This window comes from Sphingomonas aerolata, assembly GCF_023935825.1.
In the GTDB taxonomy this organism is placed as follows: Bacteria; Pseudomonadota; Alphaproteobacteria; order Sphingomonadales; family Sphingomonadaceae; genus Sphingomonas; species Sphingomonas aerolata.
In genome coordinates, this window is the sequence record NZ_CP098762.1 from 3,251,988 (window position 1) to 3,268,799 (window position 16,812).

The 16,812-nt window shown below is 67.0% G+C and carries 17 protein-coding genes; 6 read left to right on the top strand and 11 right to left on the bottom strand.

Features of this window, described 5'->3' with window-relative positions:
* Positions 1-52: 52 nt before the first annotated feature.
* From NEF64_RS14890 to NEF64_RS14900, 3 genes are read right to left on the bottom strand one after another with little or no spacing between them, the layout of a single operon-like run.
* Positions 53-433, bottom strand: a complete 381-nt coding sequence (locus NEF64_RS14890) for a YdbL family probable chaperone protein (protein ID WP_252574091.1) — start codon at positions 431-433, stop codon at positions 53-55.
* Between the two features lies 1 nt (position 434).
* Positions 435-614 (bottom strand): YnbE family lipoprotein, encoded by a 180-nt coding sequence (locus NEF64_RS14895; protein WP_056405341.1) that lies wholly within the window; start codon positions 612-614, stop codon positions 435-437.
* 44 nt (positions 615-658) lie between these two features.
* Positions 659-3,781: an intermembrane phospholipid transport YdbH family protein gene (locus NEF64_RS14900; RefSeq protein ID WP_252574094.1), complete on the bottom strand. Its 3,123-nt coding sequence runs from the start codon at positions 3,779-3,781 to the stop codon at positions 659-661.
* Positions 3,782-3,954: 173 nt separating this feature from the next.
* Here NEF64_RS14900 and radC point away from each other — a divergent pair, with 173 nt between their 5' ends.
* The gene (radC, locus tag NEF64_RS14905) at positions 3,955-4,647 is read left to right on the top strand and encodes a RadC family protein (RefSeq protein WP_056405340.1); all 693 of its coding nucleotides are present in this window, start codon (positions 3,955-3,957) and stop codon (positions 4,645-4,647) included.
* Positions 4,648-4,721: 74 nt separating this feature from the next.
* Here radC and NEF64_RS14910 read toward each other — a convergent pair whose 3' ends face one another.
* Positions 4,722-5,159, bottom strand: coding sequence for an EF-hand domain-containing protein (locus NEF64_RS14910; RefSeq protein WP_156360229.1), 438 nt, complete (start codon positions 5,157-5,159; stop codon positions 4,722-4,724).
* 234 nt (positions 5,160-5,393) lie between these two features.
* On the opposite strand from NEF64_RS14910, the gene purB reads away from it, so the two are divergent.
* Entirely contained in the window at positions 5,394-6,692 is a 1,299-nt protein-coding gene (purB, locus tag NEF64_RS14915) for an adenylosuccinate lyase (RefSeq protein WP_031441496.1), read from the top strand.
* A 382-nt stretch (positions 6,693-7,074) separates the two neighbouring features.
* Here purB and NEF64_RS14920 read toward each other — a convergent pair whose 3' ends face one another.
* The 3 genes from NEF64_RS14920 to dnaK all read right to left on the bottom strand — a co-directional run bounded on the left by NEF64_RS14920 (position 7,075) and on the right by dnaK (position 10,776).
* Entirely contained in the window at positions 7,075-7,542 is a 468-nt protein-coding gene (locus NEF64_RS14920) for a hypothetical protein (protein ID WP_156360228.1), read from the bottom strand.
* Between the two features lie 35 nt (positions 7,543-7,577).
* Positions 7,578-8,711 carry a molecular chaperone DnaJ gene (gene dnaJ / locus NEF64_RS14925; protein ID WP_056405336.1) on the bottom strand — a complete coding sequence of 378 codons (1,134 nt, stop codon included), beginning with the start codon at positions 8,709-8,711 and terminating at the stop codon, positions 7,578-7,580.
* A 157-nt stretch (positions 8,712-8,868) separates the two neighbouring features.
* Positions 8,869-10,776, bottom strand: coding sequence for a molecular chaperone DnaK (gene dnaK / locus NEF64_RS14930; RefSeq protein WP_031441499.1), 1,908 nt, complete (start codon positions 10,774-10,776; stop codon positions 8,869-8,871).
* A 156-nt stretch (positions 10,777-10,932) separates the two neighbouring features.
* Here dnaK and NEF64_RS14935 point away from each other — a divergent pair, with 156 nt between their 5' ends.
* Together NEF64_RS14935 and NEF64_RS14940 are read left to right on the top strand one after the other, a co-directional pair.
* Positions 10,933-11,379 (top strand): copper chaperone PCu(A)C, encoded by a 447-nt coding sequence (locus NEF64_RS14935; protein ID WP_235516273.1) that lies wholly within the window; start codon positions 10,933-10,935, stop codon positions 11,377-11,379.
* Positions 11,380-11,423: 44 nt separating this feature from the next.
* Positions 11,424-11,858, top strand: a complete 435-nt coding sequence (locus tag NEF64_RS14940; protein ID WP_056405334.1) for a hypothetical protein — start codon at positions 11,424-11,426, stop codon at positions 11,856-11,858.
* A gap of 60 nt (positions 11,859-11,918) precedes the next feature.
* On the opposite strand, the gene NEF64_RS14945 is transcribed toward NEF64_RS14940, so the two are convergent.
* From NEF64_RS14945 to hrcA, 4 genes are all read right to left on the bottom strand, one after another.
* The gene (locus NEF64_RS14945) at positions 11,919-12,158 is read right to left on the bottom strand and encodes a hypothetical protein (RefSeq protein WP_031394647.1); all 240 of its coding nucleotides are present in this window, start codon (positions 12,156-12,158) and stop codon (positions 11,919-11,921) included.
* 95 nt (positions 12,159-12,253) lie between these two features.
* Positions 12,254-13,477: a threonine synthase gene (locus tag NEF64_RS14950; RefSeq protein WP_056405333.1), complete on the bottom strand. Its 1,224-nt coding sequence runs from the start codon at positions 13,475-13,477 to the stop codon at positions 12,254-12,256.
* A 137-nt stretch (positions 13,478-13,614) separates the two neighbouring features.
* The gene (gene grpE / locus NEF64_RS14955; RefSeq protein ID WP_031394645.1) at positions 13,615-14,154 is read right to left on the bottom strand and encodes a nucleotide exchange factor GrpE; all 540 of its coding nucleotides are present in this window, start codon (positions 14,152-14,154) and stop codon (positions 13,615-13,617) included.
* Between the two features lie 25 nt (positions 14,155-14,179).
* Positions 14,180-15,223 carry a heat-inducible transcriptional repressor HrcA gene (hrcA, locus tag NEF64_RS14960; RefSeq protein ID WP_031441504.1) on the bottom strand — a complete coding sequence of 348 codons (1,044 nt, stop codon included), beginning with the start codon at positions 15,221-15,223 and terminating at the stop codon, positions 14,180-14,182.
* A gap of 193 nt (positions 15,224-15,416) precedes the next feature.
* Between hrcA and rph the strand changes: the two genes are divergently transcribed.
* Positions 15,417-16,133, top strand: a complete 717-nt coding sequence (gene rph / locus NEF64_RS14965) for a ribonuclease PH (RefSeq protein WP_056405653.1) — start codon at positions 15,417-15,419, stop codon at positions 16,131-16,133.
* On the top strand, positions 16,130-16,765 hold the full coding sequence (gene rdgB, locus NEF64_RS14970; RefSeq protein ID WP_056405330.1) for an RdgB/HAM1 family non-canonical purine NTP pyrophosphatase: 636 nt from the start codon (positions 16,130-16,132) through the stop codon (positions 16,763-16,765). The genes rph and rdgB overlap by 4 nt, the downstream gene beginning before the upstream one ends.
* Positions 16,766-16,812: the final 47 nt, after the last annotated feature.

A 16,812-nucleotide genomic window follows, 5' to 3' on the forward strand; every position in this document is an offset into this window, starting at 1 on the left:
GCTGGATCCTGGGTCGAACCCAGGATGACGAATGGCATTCAGGACAGCATGCTCAGACACAGCGCGAATCACGCTCCGGCGCGGCGGCGGTGCGCGTCTTCCACACACCACCCGGCGTCTTGTACTTCTCGCCCGAATTGGTCCCCGCGATCAGGTTGCAACCGCTGGTGAACGCCAGCTGCTCGACCGTCGCGCCGCTCGCCTGCGCCTTGGCGGTATAGGCGGACTTGCGCTGGATGTTGATGCTGTTGACCAGCGCGCGCAGGTCGCCGCTCGCCGCGCCGACCAGCCCGAGATAGCCGTCGGGCTGCTCGCCGACCTCGCCGCCCGCGCGCGCCGCGGCATAGGCGGGGTCACGCTGCGCCGACGCGGCGACCGACAGGCCGCCAAGCACCGCCACCGCCGCGATCATCGTCAAAGCCTTGATCTTCATCTCAGAATATCCCCGGATTCTGCTGGATCAGCGATTTCGCCTCGCCATCGAGACGATAGACCACTTCCTGCGTCACATTGATGTTGAGGTTGATCTCGATCGGCTTGTCCGGCGCCGACACGTTGATGCAGCCCGGCAGGGCGGCGGCGGTCGTGACCAGAAAGACGATCGTCCTCATCATGTACAAGATCGGTCTTTGCTCCAGCTTGTTCAATCCTGTTTCGGTCATGGCACGATCCTGCTTTCGGCGGGCTGAATGGATGGGGCTGCGGGGACGGCAGGCCCGGGGGATGGCGGCGCGGACTGCTGCTGGATCAGCGCGGGCAGGTTGCGTTCGATCAGCCGCTTCGGATCATAGAAGCTCTGCGCCGAATCGAGCAGCCCGCGAAACGGCGCCTTGATCCGGATGTTGAACACGAAGGGCAGCTTCTGCAGCCGGCGGACGATGAAGTTCGACTTCGCCCCCTCGCCCTGGCTGATCCCGGCAAAGCGCACGTCGGTCACCATCTCGCCCGCGAGCGGCCCGTTCATGCCGACGCGGAGCGACTGGTAGCGTAACGACTTGAGCGCCTGGAACGCGATGTTCGCCCAGATGCCGAGATCCTTCTGGCTGAGATCGCCGACATAGGCGAGCGTCCCGCCGCCCGGCCGGACGCGCAGGTCGCCGCCCTCGATCCGACCGCCCGTCTCGTCGAAGATCATCGGCAGCACGCCGTCGAAGATTCCCGTCGCGTCGAGATTCTTGAAATCGAACTGCTGCAGGAACTGGTCCGCGGCCATGTTGGCGATGTGGAACGTCATCCGCCGCTCGCTCTGCGCGGAGAAATCCAGCAGCGTCGGGTCGAGCGTCAGCGATCCGCCCGCAAACGGCCACGCCCCGCCCTCGACCCGCACACGCGCACCCGGCAGGGTCTGATAGCGGATCGTCCCGTCGCTGACCGGGATGCCGGGGTTGAGCGTGCGGATCGTCGCGACCTGCCCCGGTGCGCTTTGGAGATTGAGCAGGTCGGTGAAGCGGATCTCGGTCGCGATCCCGGTCACCGGGCCGAACGCGGCGGCAAGGTCGGTGCCCGCGGTCCGGAACACCCCGGTGCTCGTCACGCCGTCAGGGGTCCACGCGATGTGTCCGTCGCCGCTGACCGATCCATTGACGTCGGCGATCACGCCGAACGTCAATGGCGTCAGCGCCTCGGGTTGCAGCGCGTCCTTGGCGAACACGATCCCCGGCACCAGCAGGTCGGCGCGGCCGATGCCCGTGCTCAGCGCGTGGACGAGCGTGACGTCGGCGACCTTGGTGCTGCTGACCGGTTCGAACAGCGTTCCCGCCGCGGTGATCGTGCCGCCGACCAGCGACAGCATCACGCCGCGCGCCGCGACCGGCTTGAACCGCGCGGTGGCGGCGGCGTCGCTGACACCCATCGTGCCGTTGAGCGCCAGCGCACCGCCGATCAGCGTCCAGTCGCCCGCCGCCTCGTTCAGCAGCAGCGGCACATTGCCGATCTGCCCTGCCCCGCCGGTGAACGCGCCCGCGATTCCCTGCGCCGTCATCCGCCCGGTGATCGTCGCGAAGTCCAGCCGCGTGACCCGCTCGGGCGCGCCGATCCGGGTCTGCACGCCGTCGATCGCAAAGCCCCGGTCGGCCAGCCGCAGCGTCGCTCCGCTCGCGTTCAGCGTCAGCGACGTCCGCCCCAGCCGCCCCGACAGCGCGGCCGCGGCGATCCGCGCACCGCCGCGCAGACGTCCGCGATCGGTCTGCACCAGCGCTCCGTCGATCGGGCATAGCGACAGCCGCGCAGGGTCGAGCACCAGTCCCGACACCGCCAGCCGTCGCACCGCGAGCGGCGTGCAGCCAGGGTTGACGACGAGCCGCGTCTTCCCATCCCAGCGGGCAAAGATCGGCATCGACAGGCCTTCGACCCGGTCCTTGCCGCCGCTGCCGATCGGACCGTCGAGTGTCACTCGCGTCGTGATCGCGGTCGCCCCGCCGGGCGTCGCGCTGAACCGTACCGGGGTCACCACCAGCCGCGCGCCGTCCACGACATAAGGCGCGACCGCCGCGACGCCGCGGACGGGCGCACCCGGCCGGGCCTGGGCGAGCGCGATGCGCGCCTCGGGCAACCCGCCACCCCGCGTCGCAAGAGTCGTATCGAGCGTGACGCCTCCGCCAGACGCACCGCGTCCAGGCCATGCGAACCGGAGCCCCTCCCCGCCATCAAGCGAGATCCTCGCGCCGCTCGCCGATGCGAGCGCGAGGCGTGACAGCACGGCCTCGCCGCGCCCGCCGCGCTGCTGAACGGCGATCACCGCATCGGCGGCAAAGCCCTTTGCGGCCCGCGTCACGGCCTGCACCGCTGCGTCCATGAGGGGCGCGACCGGCGACCCAGCTGCCGATCCCTGCAACGCCTCCACCCCGGCAAGCCGGCGTGGGGCGATCGCGGCACCCGCCGCGCGAACGCGGCCCTCGAACGCGATCGTCGCGCCGAGCCGGTAGGATCCCGCGATCGCCACGCGGCGGGCGCGGCCCTCGGCCGTCCGGACGGCCTCCGCGGCAAGGTCCGCCTTGCCCGCGGTTCCCGCAGAAGTGCCGGTAAAGTCGACAACACCCTTGGCCGCGGCGAACGTCGCTCCGGGCAGGACGGCCGGTCCGGTCGCCAGCGCGGCCCGCCCCTGCCAGCGATCGAGCGCCGCACCGAGCGTCAGGTCGAGCGTCGCGACGACGCTGTCCGCGCGCGAATCGCCGCACGCCAGCCGCCCCAGCCGCACGGGGCCCTTCAGGATCGGTTTCGCCGCATCGATCCGCACGCGGACCGTCGCGGCGAGGCGGTCGCCCGTACAGCCGCCGACGCTCAGCCGATCGCTGACCGCAGCGAGCGAACCCCTGAAACCGTTATCGAGCTTCCCCGTCCCGGTGAGTTTCAACCCAACCAGCCCGTAAGGCGTCTCCAGCCGCATCCGCGCATCGTCGACGGTCGCGTCGAGCGCGGGCAGCGCGAACGGCTTGCCCGAGGGTGCGGGCAGAAGGCGGTCGATCGCCCCCAGCGACAACCGTCCGTCGACCAGCCGCCCACGTAGCCGCACCCGCCCCGCACGCACCGCCTCCAGATAGGGGCCCGACAGCCCGATCCCGGTCCGCGTCTCGACCCAGTCCGCGACCAGATCGGGATCGGCCGGATCGCCGAGCACGACATTGGTCAGCCTTTGCCCGCCAAGCGCCAGGTCGGCGATCTCGTAGCGCGCAGGCACCTCGGCCCGCGCGAGTTCGCGATCGATGAAGCCCGTCGCGATCTGCTTGCGGAGTACCCAGACTCCGATGAGCAGGGCGAGCAGCAGGAGTGCTACGACCAGCACGATTCGCCGAATCTGCGCAAGTCCGCCGCGACGGCGGGCCGGCGCGTGACGGCGAGGGTCGGGCCCTGTCTCGCTCGTCTCGGTCAACCGCTTACTCCGTCACGCTTTCCCGGCCTGCATAGGCGGTAGCGGGGGCGTCATGCAATTGCGGCTGGATGTGCTAGCATCCGGCCATGGCGGGGGCAGACGATATAGTCGACGAGCGCAAAGGACACCGGGCGCGGCTGCGCAAGCGGCTGTTCGAGGGCGGCGGAGAGGCGCTGCTCGATCACGAGCTGATCGAATATCTCCTCGCCGTCGCGATTCCCCGTGCCGACACCAAGGCGCTCGCCAAGGCCCTTATGCGCGAATTCGGGGGCATCGGCGGGGTTCTGACCGCCGATCCGGCGGCGCTCGCGCGTGTCGATGGCATGGGCGAGATTTCGACCGCCGCGGTCAAGATCGCGCACGCCGCCGCGCTTCGGCTGTTGCAGGCGCGCGTCGGCGAGCGGCCGGTGCTCGCCAACTGGCAGGCGCTGCTCGACTATCTGCGCGCGGACATGGCCCACCACGTCATCGAACGGTTCCGCGTCCTGCATCTCAACACGCGCAACATGCTGATCCGCGACGAGGTGATGAGCGAGGGTTCGATCGACCAGGCCGCGGTCTATGTCCGCGAGGTGATCCGCCGCGCGATCGATCTCGGCTCGGCCTCGATCATTCTCGTCCACAACCATCCCAGCGGCGACCCCTCCCCCAGTCGCGCGGACATCGAGATCACCCGCACGATCGCGGAGGCGGGCAAACGGCTGGGGGTCGCCGTGCACGACCACATCATTATCGGCACTGCCGGCCACGTAAGCCTCCGCGCGCAGGGACTGATCTGACGGACGCATGACACGAGAAGGCCGCCGGGGTCAGCCGGCGGCCTTGAGGTCGCGAGGGTCCTCCCGCGCGTGGTTCAGCCGGCCTGGGTCAGGAACCTGGTCAGCTCGGTCTTGGTCAGCATCTTGTTCTTGTCGGCATCCGCCTGCGCGAACGCACCATCGACCCATTTGCGCGTCTCGGGCGCGGCCGCGACCGTCGTCGGGTCCGACTGCGTCTTCAAGGCGACCATCCAGGCGCCAAATTCGGACGTGCTCAGCAGATTGTCGCCATTCTTGTCATATCCCGGAAATTCCGCATCGACGACCTGCGCCACCTGCGCCCCCGTCACCGGCTGCTGTGCAGTCGCTCCCGCAGGATTGCCCTGCATCGTCGAAGATGACGGCGACTGCAGCGAAGATTCCGTCTGCGCCATGGGCTGCGCCGGTGATTTGGGCGCCCCGCCGGGCATGGTCTGAGCCGATGTCGGCGTCGCAAGCGCAATCGCACCGATAAGTAGAGTAAATTTCAGCATGTCTTCTCTCCTGCTGCGACCTTGGTGGCGACTTTGCAGTCGCGAAGGTCGTTCGTTCGGATAGTAGGCGATACCAATGCATGACTGCCGCGCAGGGTTCCGTTGGCCTCGCCCGATCGCCCCGGGGCTGGATTTGAACCTTGCCGTCCGGCCTGCTACCGCGCGAGCGATCGCCGCCGTGGGTCCCGCCGGGGCGCGCGTCGCGCCTCCTCTCCCCAGCCACAGGAAATCCCGATGGTCCCCCGCTATTCCCGCCCCGACATGGTCGCGATCTGGACGCCTGAAGCGCGTTTCAAGATCTGGTTCGAAATCGAGGCGCACGCCACCGACGCGCTCGCCGAACTCGGCGTCGTGCCGAAAGAGGCCGCGGCCGCGATCTGGGAAAAGGGCGCGTTCGAAGTCGACCGGATCGACGAGATCGAGCGCGAGACCAAGCATGACGTCATCGCGTTCCTGACCAACGTCGCCGAGCATGTCGGCCCCGAGGCGCGCTTCATGCACCAGGGTATGACCTCGTCCGACGTCCTCGACACCTGCCTCGCGGTCCAGCTGGCCAAGGCGAGCGATATCCTGATCGCCGACCTCGACGCGCTGCTGGTCGTGCTCGAACGCCGCGCGCGCGAGCACAAGATGACGCCGACGATCGGCCGCAGCCACGGCATCCACGCCGAGCCCGTCACCTTTGGCCTCAAGATGGCGCAGGCGCATGCCGAGTTCGCGCGAAACCGCGCACGGCTGGTGGCGGCGCGCGCCGACGTCGCGACCTGCGCGATCTCGGGCGCAGTCGGCACGTTCGCCAACATCGACCCGTTCGTCGAGGACTATGTCGCGGGCAAGCTCGGCCTGTCGGTCGAGCCCGTCTCGACCCAGGTCATTCCGCGCGATCGCCATGCGATGTTCTTCGCGACATTGGGCGTGATCGCCAGCTCGATCGAGCGGCTCGCGACCGAGATCCGCCATCTCCAGCGCACCGAAGTGCTCGAGGCGGAGGAATATTTCTCGCCTGGCCAGAAGGGCTCGTCGGCGATGCCGCACAAGCGCAACCCGGTCCTGACCGAGAACCTCACCGGCCTCGCGCGCATGGTCCGCGGCTATGTCACCCCCGCGCTCGAGAATGTCGCGCTGTGGCATGAGCGCGACATCTCGCACTCGTCGGTCGAGCGCTATATCGGCCCCGACGCGACGATCACGCTCGACTTCGCGCTCGCGCGGCTCACCGGGGTGATGGACAAGCTCGTCGTCTATCCGGCACGAATGGAGAAGAATCTGAACAAGATGGGCGGTCTCGTCCATTCGCAGCGCGTCCTCCTCGCGCTGACGCAGGCCGGGGTGAGCCGCGAGGACGCCTATCGCCTCGTCCAGCGCAACGCGATGAAGGTGTGGGATTCGGACGGCGCACTTTCGCTGCTCGACCTGCTCAAGGCCGATCCGGAAGTGACGCTGAGCGATGCCGAGCTCGAGGACAAATTCGACCTTGGCTATCACCTGAAGCACGTCGACACGATCTTCGCCCGGGTGTTCGGCGCGGCCTGACAGCGGACGTTCGGCTAACCCCCCGTCATCCTGACGAAAGTCAGGATCCAGAGCCAAGCAGCGCCGCACCGCGTTACTCTGGATCCTGACTTTCGTCAGGATGACGGGTGGGGAGAGGCCAAGCCCACCAAAGTGCACGCAACGCAATTACGATTTCATGTTACAAAATTGCGACAGCTCGCAACTATCGCCATATCACCGATGCCGGATATTACTCCGGCATCGGAGACCTACCCATGCGCATGTTCGAAACCGTGACCAGCTCGATGCTGGCGATCGCGGCTCAAGCGCTGGTGGTCGGGGTGGTCATTTCCACCCTCTGATCCATCGGCCCGCCCGCCCCTCCAAGGAGGGGCGCGGCTAGGGTCGCAGGCTCCCGTCTTCAGGCTTCTAGCGCTAAACCCCGTCGATGATCGTCATCGTTGGCGCCACTAGGCGCATCGGGTTTGCGCACGCGTATCGCACGGCGGTTTGCACCTACCGGCCGCTCACGTCGTAGAACCGCCGCCAGCCGCGCCGGCAAACCTCGGACCCGCAGGCTCGACGCAGCGCCGATCAACCCAATCGCGACGTCCAGATACGCCGACACTTCGAACGACGTCAGCCAGATCGCAAAGTCGGGCGCGCCCATCATGGCAACCCGGACCCTGTCGCCGTCATCGGCGAACATCATGACGCACGCTGCCGCAATCAGCACCAGACCGACCGCGACGTCGCCGCGCGTCAGCAGCGCCACCCGCCTGACCGGCGCCTCGACCAGAAGCACGCGGAGGGACCGCGACAGGGGGATCGTGGGCGCCGCGAGCATCAGCAGCCAGCAAGCGAGAAACGTCACACCGATTGCCGCCACACTATCCCCCTGTCACGCGCGCCAAGCAGCACTGCCTATTCCGCGGCGAAGACGCCCTTCAGCTTGGCAAAGAATCCCTGACTGTCGGGGCATTCGTCGCCGGTCTCGGTCTCGCGGAACATCTCGAGCAGTTCCTTCTGCCGGTTCGACAGGCGGGTCGGAGTCTCAACGTCGATCTGCACGACCAGATCGCCATGACCACGCCCCTGCAACACCGGCATGCCGGCACCGCGCTGACGGAGCTGCTTGCCCGACTGGATGCCCGCCGGGATCTTCACCTCATGCGTGCGCCCGTCGAGGCCGGGGATCGACAGCGATCCGCCTAGTGCGGCGACCGTGAAGCTGATCGGTGCGCGCGCAAACAGCGTCGTGCCTTCGCGCTCGAACAGATTATGCTTGGTGACGTGGAGGAAGATATAAAGGTCACCCGCCGGTGCTCCGCGCGCGCCGGCCTCGCCCTCGCCCGTCATCCGGATCCGCGTGCCTTCATCGACACCGGGCGGCACGTTGATGCTGAGCGTCTTGGTCTTCTCGACCCGGCCCTCGCCGCGGCAATCGGGGCATGGATCGGCGATCACCTGACCCGCGCCGTTGCAGACCGGGCAGGCGCGCTCGACCACGAAGAAGCCCTGCTGTGCACGGACCTTGCCGTGACCGCCGCAATGCTGGCAGGTCTTGGCCCGCGTGCCGGCCTTCGCGCCCGACCCGTCGCAGGTGTCGCACACCGCCGAGACGTCGACGGTGATCTCGGTCGCCTTGCCGTGGAACGCCTCTTCCAAGCTGACTTCCATGTCGTACCGCAAATCCGCGCCGCGACGTGCCGACGATCGGCCACCGCCGCCGCGCTGCGCGCCGCCCATGAATTCGCCGAAAACGCTCTCGAAAATGTCGCTGAAGCCGCCGAAATCCTGCGCGCCGCCGCCATGACCGCCGCCGCCATTCTGGAACGCGGCATGGCCGAAGCGATCATAGGCCGCACGCTTCTGGGGATCCTTGAGGCAGTCATAGGCCTCGCTGACCGCCTTGAACTGAGCCTCGGAATCCTTGCAACCGGCATTCTTGTCCGGGTGATATTTCATCGCGAGCTTGCGGTAGGACGACTTGATCGTCCCCGCATCCGCGGTCCGCTCGATCTCGAGCAGTTCGTAATAGTCTGTCTGGGTACTCATAGCGGCCCTCTTAGCCCTCTCCCCTCCGGGGAGAGGGTTGGGTGAGGAGTTGTCCCGGACAACAGCACGCGGAACAGCCCCTCACCCCGGCCCTCTCCCCGACCGGGCACCCATGAAAATATTACTTTCATCGGACCCTGGGGAGAGGGAGTTTCAGTTACGCCTTCGGGTTCTCGTCGACTTCCGAGAATTCGGCGTCGACGACGTCGTCGTCCTTCTTCGCCGCATCACCGTCAGCCGAAGGCGAAGCGTCCGCCTGAGCCTGCTTCTCGTAGATCGCCTGGCCGAGCTTCATCGCGACCTGAGCGAGCGCGGTGCTCTTCTCGGTCATCGCATCCGCATCGCCGCCTTCGACCGCGGCCTTGGTCGCGTCGATCGCGGCCTGGATCTCGGTCTTGAGCGCGTCGTCGACCTTGTCGCCATTATCGGCAAGCTGACGCTCGGTCGTGTGGATCAGGCTCTCGGCGTTGTTCTTCGCCTCGGCGCCCGCACGACGCTTCTTGTCCTCCTCGGCGAAGGTCTCGGCATCGCGGACCATCTGGTCGATGTCGCTGTCCGAAAGACCACCCGAGGCCTGGATGCGGATCTGCTGCTCCTTGCCGGTGCCCTTGTCCTTGGCCGAGACGCTGACGAGGCCGTTGGCGTCGATGTCGAACGTGACCTCGATCTGCGGCACGCCGCGCGGCGCCGGCGGGATGCCGACGAGATCGAAATTGCCGAGCATCTTGTTGTCGGCCGCCATCTCGCGCTCGCCCTGGAACACGCGGATCGTCACCGCGCCCTGGTTGTCGTCCGCGGTCGAATAGGTCTGCGACTTCTTGGTCGGGATCGTCGTGTTGCGATCGATCATCCGGGTGAACACGCCACCCAGCGTCTCGATGCCGAGCGACAGCGGCGTCACGTCGAGCAGCAGCACGTCCTTGACGTCGCCCTGCAGCACGCCGGCCTGGATCGCGGCGCCCATCGCGACGACCTCGTCCGGGTTGACGCCGGTGTGCGGCTCCTTGCCGAAGAACTGCTTCACGACTTCACGGACGCGCGGCATGCGCGTCATGCCGCCGACCAGCACGACCTCGGAGATGTCGTCGGCCTTCAGGCCGGCGTCGGCGAGTGCCTTCTTGCAGGGGTCGAGCGTCCGCTTGACCAGGTCCTCGACCATCCGCTCCAGATCGGCGCGGGTGATCGACTTCACCAGATGCTTCGGGCCGTTCTGGTCCGCGGTGATGAAGGGCAGGTTGACTTCGGTCGACTGTGCCGAGCTGAGCTCGATCTTCGCCTTCTCGGCCGCTTCCTTCAGACGCTGCAGCGCCAGCTTGTCCTTGGCGAGGTCGATGCCCTCCGCCTTCTTGAACTCGTCGGCGAGGAACTGGACGATCTTGTTGTCGAAATCCTCACCGCCGAGGAAGGTGTCGCCGTTGGTCGCCTTCACCTCGAACACGCCGTCGCCGATCTCGAGGATCGAGATGTCGAACGTGCCGCCGCCAAGATCATAGACCGCGATCGTCTTGCCGTCCTGCTTGTCGAGGCCGTAGGCCAGCGCCGCCGCGGTCGGCTCGTTGATGATGCGCAGCACTTCAAGGCCGGCGATCTGGCCGGCGTCCTTGGTCGCCTGGCGCTGTGCGTCGTTGAAGTATGCGGGAACGGTGATGACTGCCTGCGTGACCGTTTCGCCGAGATACGACTCCGCGGTTTCCTTCATCTTCTGCAGCGTGAACGCCGAGATCTGCGACGGCGAATAGTCCTTGCCGCCGGCCGAGACCCATGCGTCGCCGTTCGGCCCGCGCGAAATCTTGTACGGGACCAGCTCGGTGTCCTTCTTGGTGATCGGATCGTCGAAACGACGGCCGATCAGGCGCTTCACCGCGAAGATGGTGTTGTCGCCGTTCGTCACTGCCTGGCGCTTGGCCGGCTGGCCGACCAGTCGCTCGCCGTCCTTGGCGAATGCGACGATCGACGGCGTGGTGCGCGCGCCTTCGGAATTCTCGATGACCTTGGGCTTGCCGCCTTCCATGACGGAAACGCAGCTGTTGGTCGTGCCGAGATCGATACCGATTACTTTAGCCATGAGTTTAAATAGCCCCTCACACATCGTAAAAAAGTCTCGGGCTCCACCCCGTTACGGCAGTGGAACCTTTCGATTGATGGGCGCGATATAGGTTGGCTCGCGCTTGCCGCAAGATTGTACGGCCCGTAGAGATCGCAAGAGGGGTATGAAGTGGCGATGATGACGATGCGTGGTATTTTTGCCGTGACGGCCCTGGTCGGGGTCGCGGCCTGTGCACAGCCGCAACAGCTGTCCGTCGAGAAGGCGTGGGTCCGGCTCGCGGCGGTCAAGGGCGGACCGGCGGCAGGCTATTTCACGATCCATGGCGGGCCGACCGATGCGACGCTGATCAACGTCACCACCGACGTTGCGATCCGGAGCGAGATGCACGAGAGCATGTCGGCCGGCGGCGTGTCGTCGATGAAACCGATCGCGCGCGTCGAGATTCCGGCCAAGACCGATGTCGTGTTCGCGCCGGGCGGCCGTCACGTGATGCTGTTCGACGTAAATCCCGGCATCAAGCCCGGTGAACGCACCATCACCTTCACCCTCACCTTCGCCGACGGCACTAGAATCCTGCAGAACGCGGCCGTCGTCGGCGCTGGCGACACCGGAACCAAGTGAGCGTTCGCGATCGGTCGACGCGAGCGCTGACCCCGGCCGAGACGATGCTTGCCGCGTCGGTCTTCGGCGATGCGATCGACTATGCGCCGGTGCGTCTGGCACGCCGCAAATGGGCGTTCTTCCAGCCGCGCGACACGGTGATGGCGCCGCGCGGGTGCATCCACTTCCACCCCAAGGGCGATCTGTGGTGCGACGATTTCGCGCATGCCCATCTGACGCTGCAGGGGCTGTTCATCCACGAGATGACGCATATCTGGCAGCACCAGCGCGGTATCTTTCTCCCGCTCGTACGGCATCCGTGGTGCCGCTACGACTATGCGCTGCGTCCCGGCGTCGCGCTGCACCGCTACGGTATAGAGCAGCAGGGCGAGATCGTCCGCCACGCCTTCCTGCTGCGTGCTGGCGCGACGGTCGCAGGCGCCCCGCCGCTCGCGCAGTACGAGACGCTGCTGCCGTTCAAGCCGCGGGTGTCGGTCTAGTCCGCCCCTCCCCAAACCGTCACCCCAGCGAACGCTGGGATGACGTGGGCTAGGACGATATCAGAGCCAGCTGCGCCCATCCGGTCCCGCGCAGCCATAAGGCGGCAACTGCCCGAAGAACCGTTCCTGCATCTTGTGACAGCCCCAGGCGCGCAGCGGTGCGGGGGCGTAGCCGTTCAGCGCGATGCCGACCTCGTCATACGGGGTCTCGCCGCGCGCGACATACATGTACCATCGCCCGCCGAACATGACCGCCGCCGCGACCAGCACGACACACACGACCTGAAGAATCTTCTGCATTTCCGCCCTTTTTGTGATGAAGGGCGCCCCGTTGCAGATAACATGGATTAATATCAACCACCGGAAGGCGAGCCCGGCCGGTGGCGATTCCCATCCTACAATGCGTCGAAATCGATAGCTTGTGTTCTATCAAGCGCTTGCGGGGCTTCGGGCATCGGATATTTCAGTCCGGTCGCACAATTAAAAAGTACGACGCGGTCGTCTTCGTCGACCAGACCGGTGTTCAGCGCCTGATGATAGGCCGCGAGCGTCGCGCCGCCCTCGGGACACAGCAACAGCCCGTCCTGCTTCGCGGCGGCCTCGACCGCCTTGAGGATCGCCGGATCGCCGACCGCCATCGCTTGCCCGCCGCTCTCGCGGACCGCGCGCAGGATCAGGAAGTCGCCGACCGCCTTGGGCACGCGAATGCCCGCCGCGACGGTGCTCGCATCCTCCCAGCGCTCGGCATGCTCCTCGCCCGCCTCGAACGCGCGGACGATCGGCGCGCAGCCGCTCGCCTGCACGGCAAACATCTTGGGTCGCTCCGACCCGATCCAGCCAAGCTGCTCAAGCTCGTCGAACGCCTTCCACATGCCGATCAGCCCGGTGCCGCCGCCGGTCGGATAGAAGATCGCATCGGGCAGTTTCCAGCCGAACTGCGCGGCCAGTTCCAGCCCCATCGTCTTCTTGCCCTCGATTCGATAGGGCTCCTTCAGCGTCGAGAAATCGAACCAGCGCCCCTCGGCGGCGCCCTTGCCGACGATCGCGCCGCAATCGTCGATCAGCCCATTGACGCGCCAGACGCGCGCGCCCTGCATCGCAATCTCGCGGACGTTGATCTCGGGCGTGTCGTCGGGACAGAGCACGATCGTCTCGATCCCGCAACGCGTGGCGTAGGCGGCCAGCGCCGCGCCCGCATTGCCGTTGGTCGGCATCGCGATCTTCTTGACGCCAAGTTCCTTCGCCATCGCCACCGCCATGACCAGCCCGCGCGCCTTGAAGCTGCCGGTCGGGAGGCGACCTTCGTCCTTCACGAGGACGTCGGGGCCACCGGACTTGGGGATCGGCACCAGCGGCGTCTCGATCTCGCCGAGGCTGACGATATTGGACGTCTGCCGCACGGGCAGCAGCTCGCGCCACCGCCATAGATCGGTGGGACGCGCCTCGATCGTGTCGCGCGAAATCGTCGAGCGCACCGCGTCGAGATCGTAGCGGACGAGCAACGGCCTGCCCGCACGCGAAAGGCCATGAAGCTGGTCCGCCTCATAGCGTTCGCCGGTGATCGAGCATTCAAGATGCGTGACGAACGTCTCGCGATCGGTGGTGAGGTTCTCGTTCATCGCGTCATCCCGGCGAGGCAGAAAGTTGAGCGCTGCCTCCTGCCGTTCCCCCGCGAAGGCGGGGGCCCAGGGTCACGGGCGACAGCGTTTGAAACCCTGGGTTCCCGCCTTCGCGGGAGAACACCAGGCCGACAGGCTCACCCCGCCTTGGCGACGCCCACCATCGCAGGCCGCAGCAGGCGATCCTTGATCATGTAGCCCGCCTGCATTTCCTGGACGATCGTGCCGGCCGGCTGGTCGCTCGGGATCTCCAGCATCGCCTGATGCTTGTTCGGGTCGAGCATCTGACCCTCGGCAGCGATCTTGGTGATGCCGTGGCGCTGGAACACGCTCTCCAGCTCTCGGCCGGTCGCTTCGAGCCCGGTGACGAGGCCCTTCATCTTGTCGTCTGCACGCAGGTCCGCCGGGATCGCCGACAGGCCGCGGGCGAGGTTGTCGGCAACCGACAGCACGTCGCGCGCGAACGCGGTGGCGGCATAGGCGCGCGCGTCCTGCGCTTCCTTCTCGGCGCGGCGGCGGACATTCTGCACCTCGGCCTGCGCATAGAGGACATTCTGCTTTGCCTCGGCAAGCTGGTTCTCCAGCTCGGCGACGCGATCGTTCGAGGCCACTTCGGGTGCGGCTTCGGCGGTCTCTTCGCGCAGGTCGGCAGGCGTGTTCTGATCGATATCGGACATTGTTTTCCCTATAAGTTGGGCCGGCTCAACCCATCAACCGGGCGAGCGTTGCAGCCGTGAAATCCACCATGGGCACGACGCGCGCATAGTTCAACCGCGTGGGGCCGATCACGCCCACCACGCCGACCACCCGCCCGTCCAATCCGCGGAACGGTCGCGCGATCACCGACGAGCCGGACAGGGCGAATAATTTGGTCTCCGCACCAATGAAGATCCGCGTCGAATCGCCGGCCCGCGCGCTGTCGAGCAGCGATGCGACCTCCTGCTTTCCCTCGAGGTCGTCGAGCAGGTCGCGGACCCGATCGAGATCGGCGGCGGCGGCGGCATCGATCAGCCGCCCCTGCCCGCGGACGATCAGCACCGGGCGGCGATCCGCATCCTCGCTCCACACCGCGATCCCGCCCTCGACCAGCATCCGCGCCGCACCGTCGAGCGCCGCCTGTCCGTCCGCCAGCTCGCGCTCGATCCGCAGCCGCGCCTCGGCCAGCGTCAGCCCGCCGAGCGTCGCCGACATGTAATTGCCCGCCTCGACCAGGGTCGACGGCGACATGCCCTTGGGCAGTGCGATCACGCGGTTCTCGACCGAGCCATCCTCGCTGACCAGCACCGCGAGCGCCTGATCGGGCGACAGCGCGACGAACGCGATCTGACGCAGCGTCATCTCGCGTTTCGGCACCATCACCAGCCCCGCGCATGCCGACAGCCCCGACAGCGCAAGCGTGGTGGCGGCGAGCGCCTCCTCGACCGGGCCGCCGACGCCGGCGCGCGCCTCGATCGTCTGGCGCTCCTCGAATGACGGCTCCATCGCCTGCATCATCCCGTCGACGAACAGCCGCAGGCCGCGATCGGTCGGCATCCGCCCCGCGCTCGTATGTGGGCTGGCGAGCAGTCCCAGCCCCTCCAGCTCCCCCATCACCCCGCGAATCGACGCTGGCGACAGGCTGAGCCCGGCCAGCTGCGCGATCGTCTTCGACCCCACCGGCGTGCCGCTAGCGAGATAGCTGTCGACGACCGCACGAAAAATATCGCGCGCGCGGTCGGTCAGTTCGGTGACGGGGGGCGTGGCCATGCGGCTGATCTAGGCTGGCGAGCGACCAAACGAAAGGCTAGGCAGCCGCTTTCCCCGTTCGTGCCGAGTAGCGGTCGAGCGAAGTCGAGACCGCGTATCGAGGTACATGTCCTTCGATACGTCCTCTCGACACGCTCGATGACTACTCGGGACGAACGGCAGTTTTCCACGGACCTTGACGAAGGAATACACCATGCGCCCATCCGGCCGTGCCCCAGACCAGATGCGCAGCATCACGATCGAACCCCGCTTCACCAAGCACGCCGAAGGCTCCGTCCTGATCGGCTTCGGCGACACGAAGGTGCTCGTCACCGCCAGCATCGAGGAAAAGGTCCCGCCGTTCCTGCGCGGCAAGGGCGAAGGCTGGGTGACCGCCGAATACGGCATGCTCCCGCGCTCGACCAACACGCGCAACAACCGCGAGGCAGCCAAGGGCAAGCAGTCGGGCCGCACGCAGGAGATTCAGCGCCTGATCGGCCGTTCGCTCCGCGCCGTCACCGAACTGAAGCTGCTCGGCGAGCGCCAGATCGTTCTGGACTGCGACGTGCTTCAGGCCGACGGCGGCACGCGCACTGCCTCGATCTCGGGCGCCTGGGTCGCGCTGCGGCTCGCGATCGACGGACTGCTGGACAGCGGCAAGCTGACCGCCGACCCGCTGACTCAGAAGGTCGCCGCGATCAGCTGCGGCATCTATCAGGGCAACCCCGTGCTCGACCTCGACTATATCGAGGATTCGGGTGCGGACGCGGATGCGAATTTCGTCCTGCTCGAAAACGGCAACATCGCCGAGGCACAGGCGACCGCCGAGGGCGCGACCTATGACGAGGAGGCGCTGCTCCGGCTGTTGCGGCTCGCCCGGATCGGCTGCGCGGACATCTTCGCGGCACAGGCCAAGGCGGTCGCCAAGTGAGCGGCGAAGGCAGCACCCCCCAGGCCATCCGCAAACTTCAGCCCGGCAAGCTCGTCATCGCCAGCCACAACAAGGGCAAGGTGCGCGAGATTGCCGACTTGCTCGCAGGGCGCGGGTTCGACGTCGTGTCGGCGGCGGATCTGGACCTGCCCGAGCCGGTCGAGACGGGGACGACCTTCTTCGCCAATGCCGAGCTGAAGGCACGCTCCGCCGCCGACCTGTCGGGCTATCCCGCGCTGGCCGACGACAGCGGGCTGTGCGTCGATGCGCTGGGTGGCGATCCGGGCGTGTACACCGCCGACTGGGCAGAGACCCCGAACGGTCGCGACTGGTCGATGGCGATGCAGAAGGTCGAGGACGCGCTCGCTGCCAAGGGTCCCGATGCGACCCGCGGCGCGCATTTCGTTAGCGTGCTCGCGCTCGCCTGGCCCGACGGCCATGTCGAATGGTTCGAAGGCCGCGCCGAGGGCACGCTGGTCTGGCCGCCGCGCGGCAAGGTCGGCTTCGGCTATGACCCGATGTTCGTGCCGCTGGGCCATGACCAGACCTATGCGGAGCTGCCGCACGAGACGAAGAACGCGATCAGCCACAGGAACGTCGCGTTCGAACTGCTGAAGGCCGCCGTGTTCTGAAACGCCGCCGGACCGTCACCCCCGGTGACGGTCCGGCACTCTCGCGT

What these genes read in the sequence shown, in the direction of transcription:
- NEF64_RS14890 (WP_252574091.1), bottom strand. Translation starts at nt 433, where the DNA reads ATGAAGATCAAGGCTTTGACGATGATCGCGGCGGTGGCGGTGCTTGGC.
- NEF64_RS14895 (WP_056405341.1), bottom strand. Translation starts at nt 614, where the DNA reads ATGATGAGGACGATCGTCTTTCTGGTCACGACCGCCGCCGCCCTGCCG.
- radC (WP_056405340.1), top strand. Translation starts at nt 3,955, where the DNA reads ATGGCGGGGGCAGACGATATAGTCGACGAGCGCAAAGGACACCGGGCG.
- NEF64_RS14910 (WP_156360229.1), bottom strand. Translation starts at nt 5,159, where the DNA reads ATGCTGAAATTTACTCTACTTATCGGTGCGATTGCGCTTGCGACGCCG.
- purB (WP_031441496.1), top strand. Translation starts at nt 5,394, where the DNA reads ATGGTCCCCCGCTATTCCCGCCCCGACATGGTCGCGATCTGGACGCCT.
- dnaJ (WP_056405336.1), bottom strand. Translation starts at nt 8,711, where the DNA reads ATGAGTACCCAGACAGACTATTACGAACTGCTCGAGATCGAGCGGACC.
- dnaK (WP_031441499.1), bottom strand. Translation starts at nt 10,776, where the DNA reads ATGGCTAAAGTAATCGGTATCGATCTCGGCACGACCAACAGCTGCGTT.
- NEF64_RS14935 (WP_235516273.1), top strand. Translation starts at nt 10,933, where the DNA reads ATGATGACGATGCGTGGTATTTTTGCCGTGACGGCCCTGGTCGGGGTC.
- NEF64_RS14940 (WP_056405334.1), top strand. Translation starts at nt 11,424, where the DNA reads ATGCTTGCCGCGTCGGTCTTCGGCGATGCGATCGACTATGCGCCGGTG.
- NEF64_RS14945 (WP_031394647.1), bottom strand. Translation starts at nt 12,158, where the DNA reads ATGCAGAAGATTCTTCAGGTCGTGTGTGTCGTGCTGGTCGCGGCGGCG.
- NEF64_RS14950 (WP_056405333.1), bottom strand. Translation starts at nt 13,477, where the DNA reads ATGAACGAGAACCTCACCACCGATCGCGAGACGTTCGTCACGCATCTT.
- grpE (WP_031394645.1), bottom strand. Translation starts at nt 14,154, where the DNA reads ATGTCCGATATCGATCAGAACACGCCTGCCGACCTGCGCGAAGAGACC.
- hrcA (WP_031441504.1), bottom strand. Translation starts at nt 15,223, where the DNA reads ATGGCCACGCCCCCCGTCACCGAACTGACCGACCGCGCGCGCGATATT.
- rph (WP_056405653.1), top strand. Translation starts at nt 15,417, where the DNA reads ATGCGCCCATCCGGCCGTGCCCCAGACCAGATGCGCAGCATCACGATC.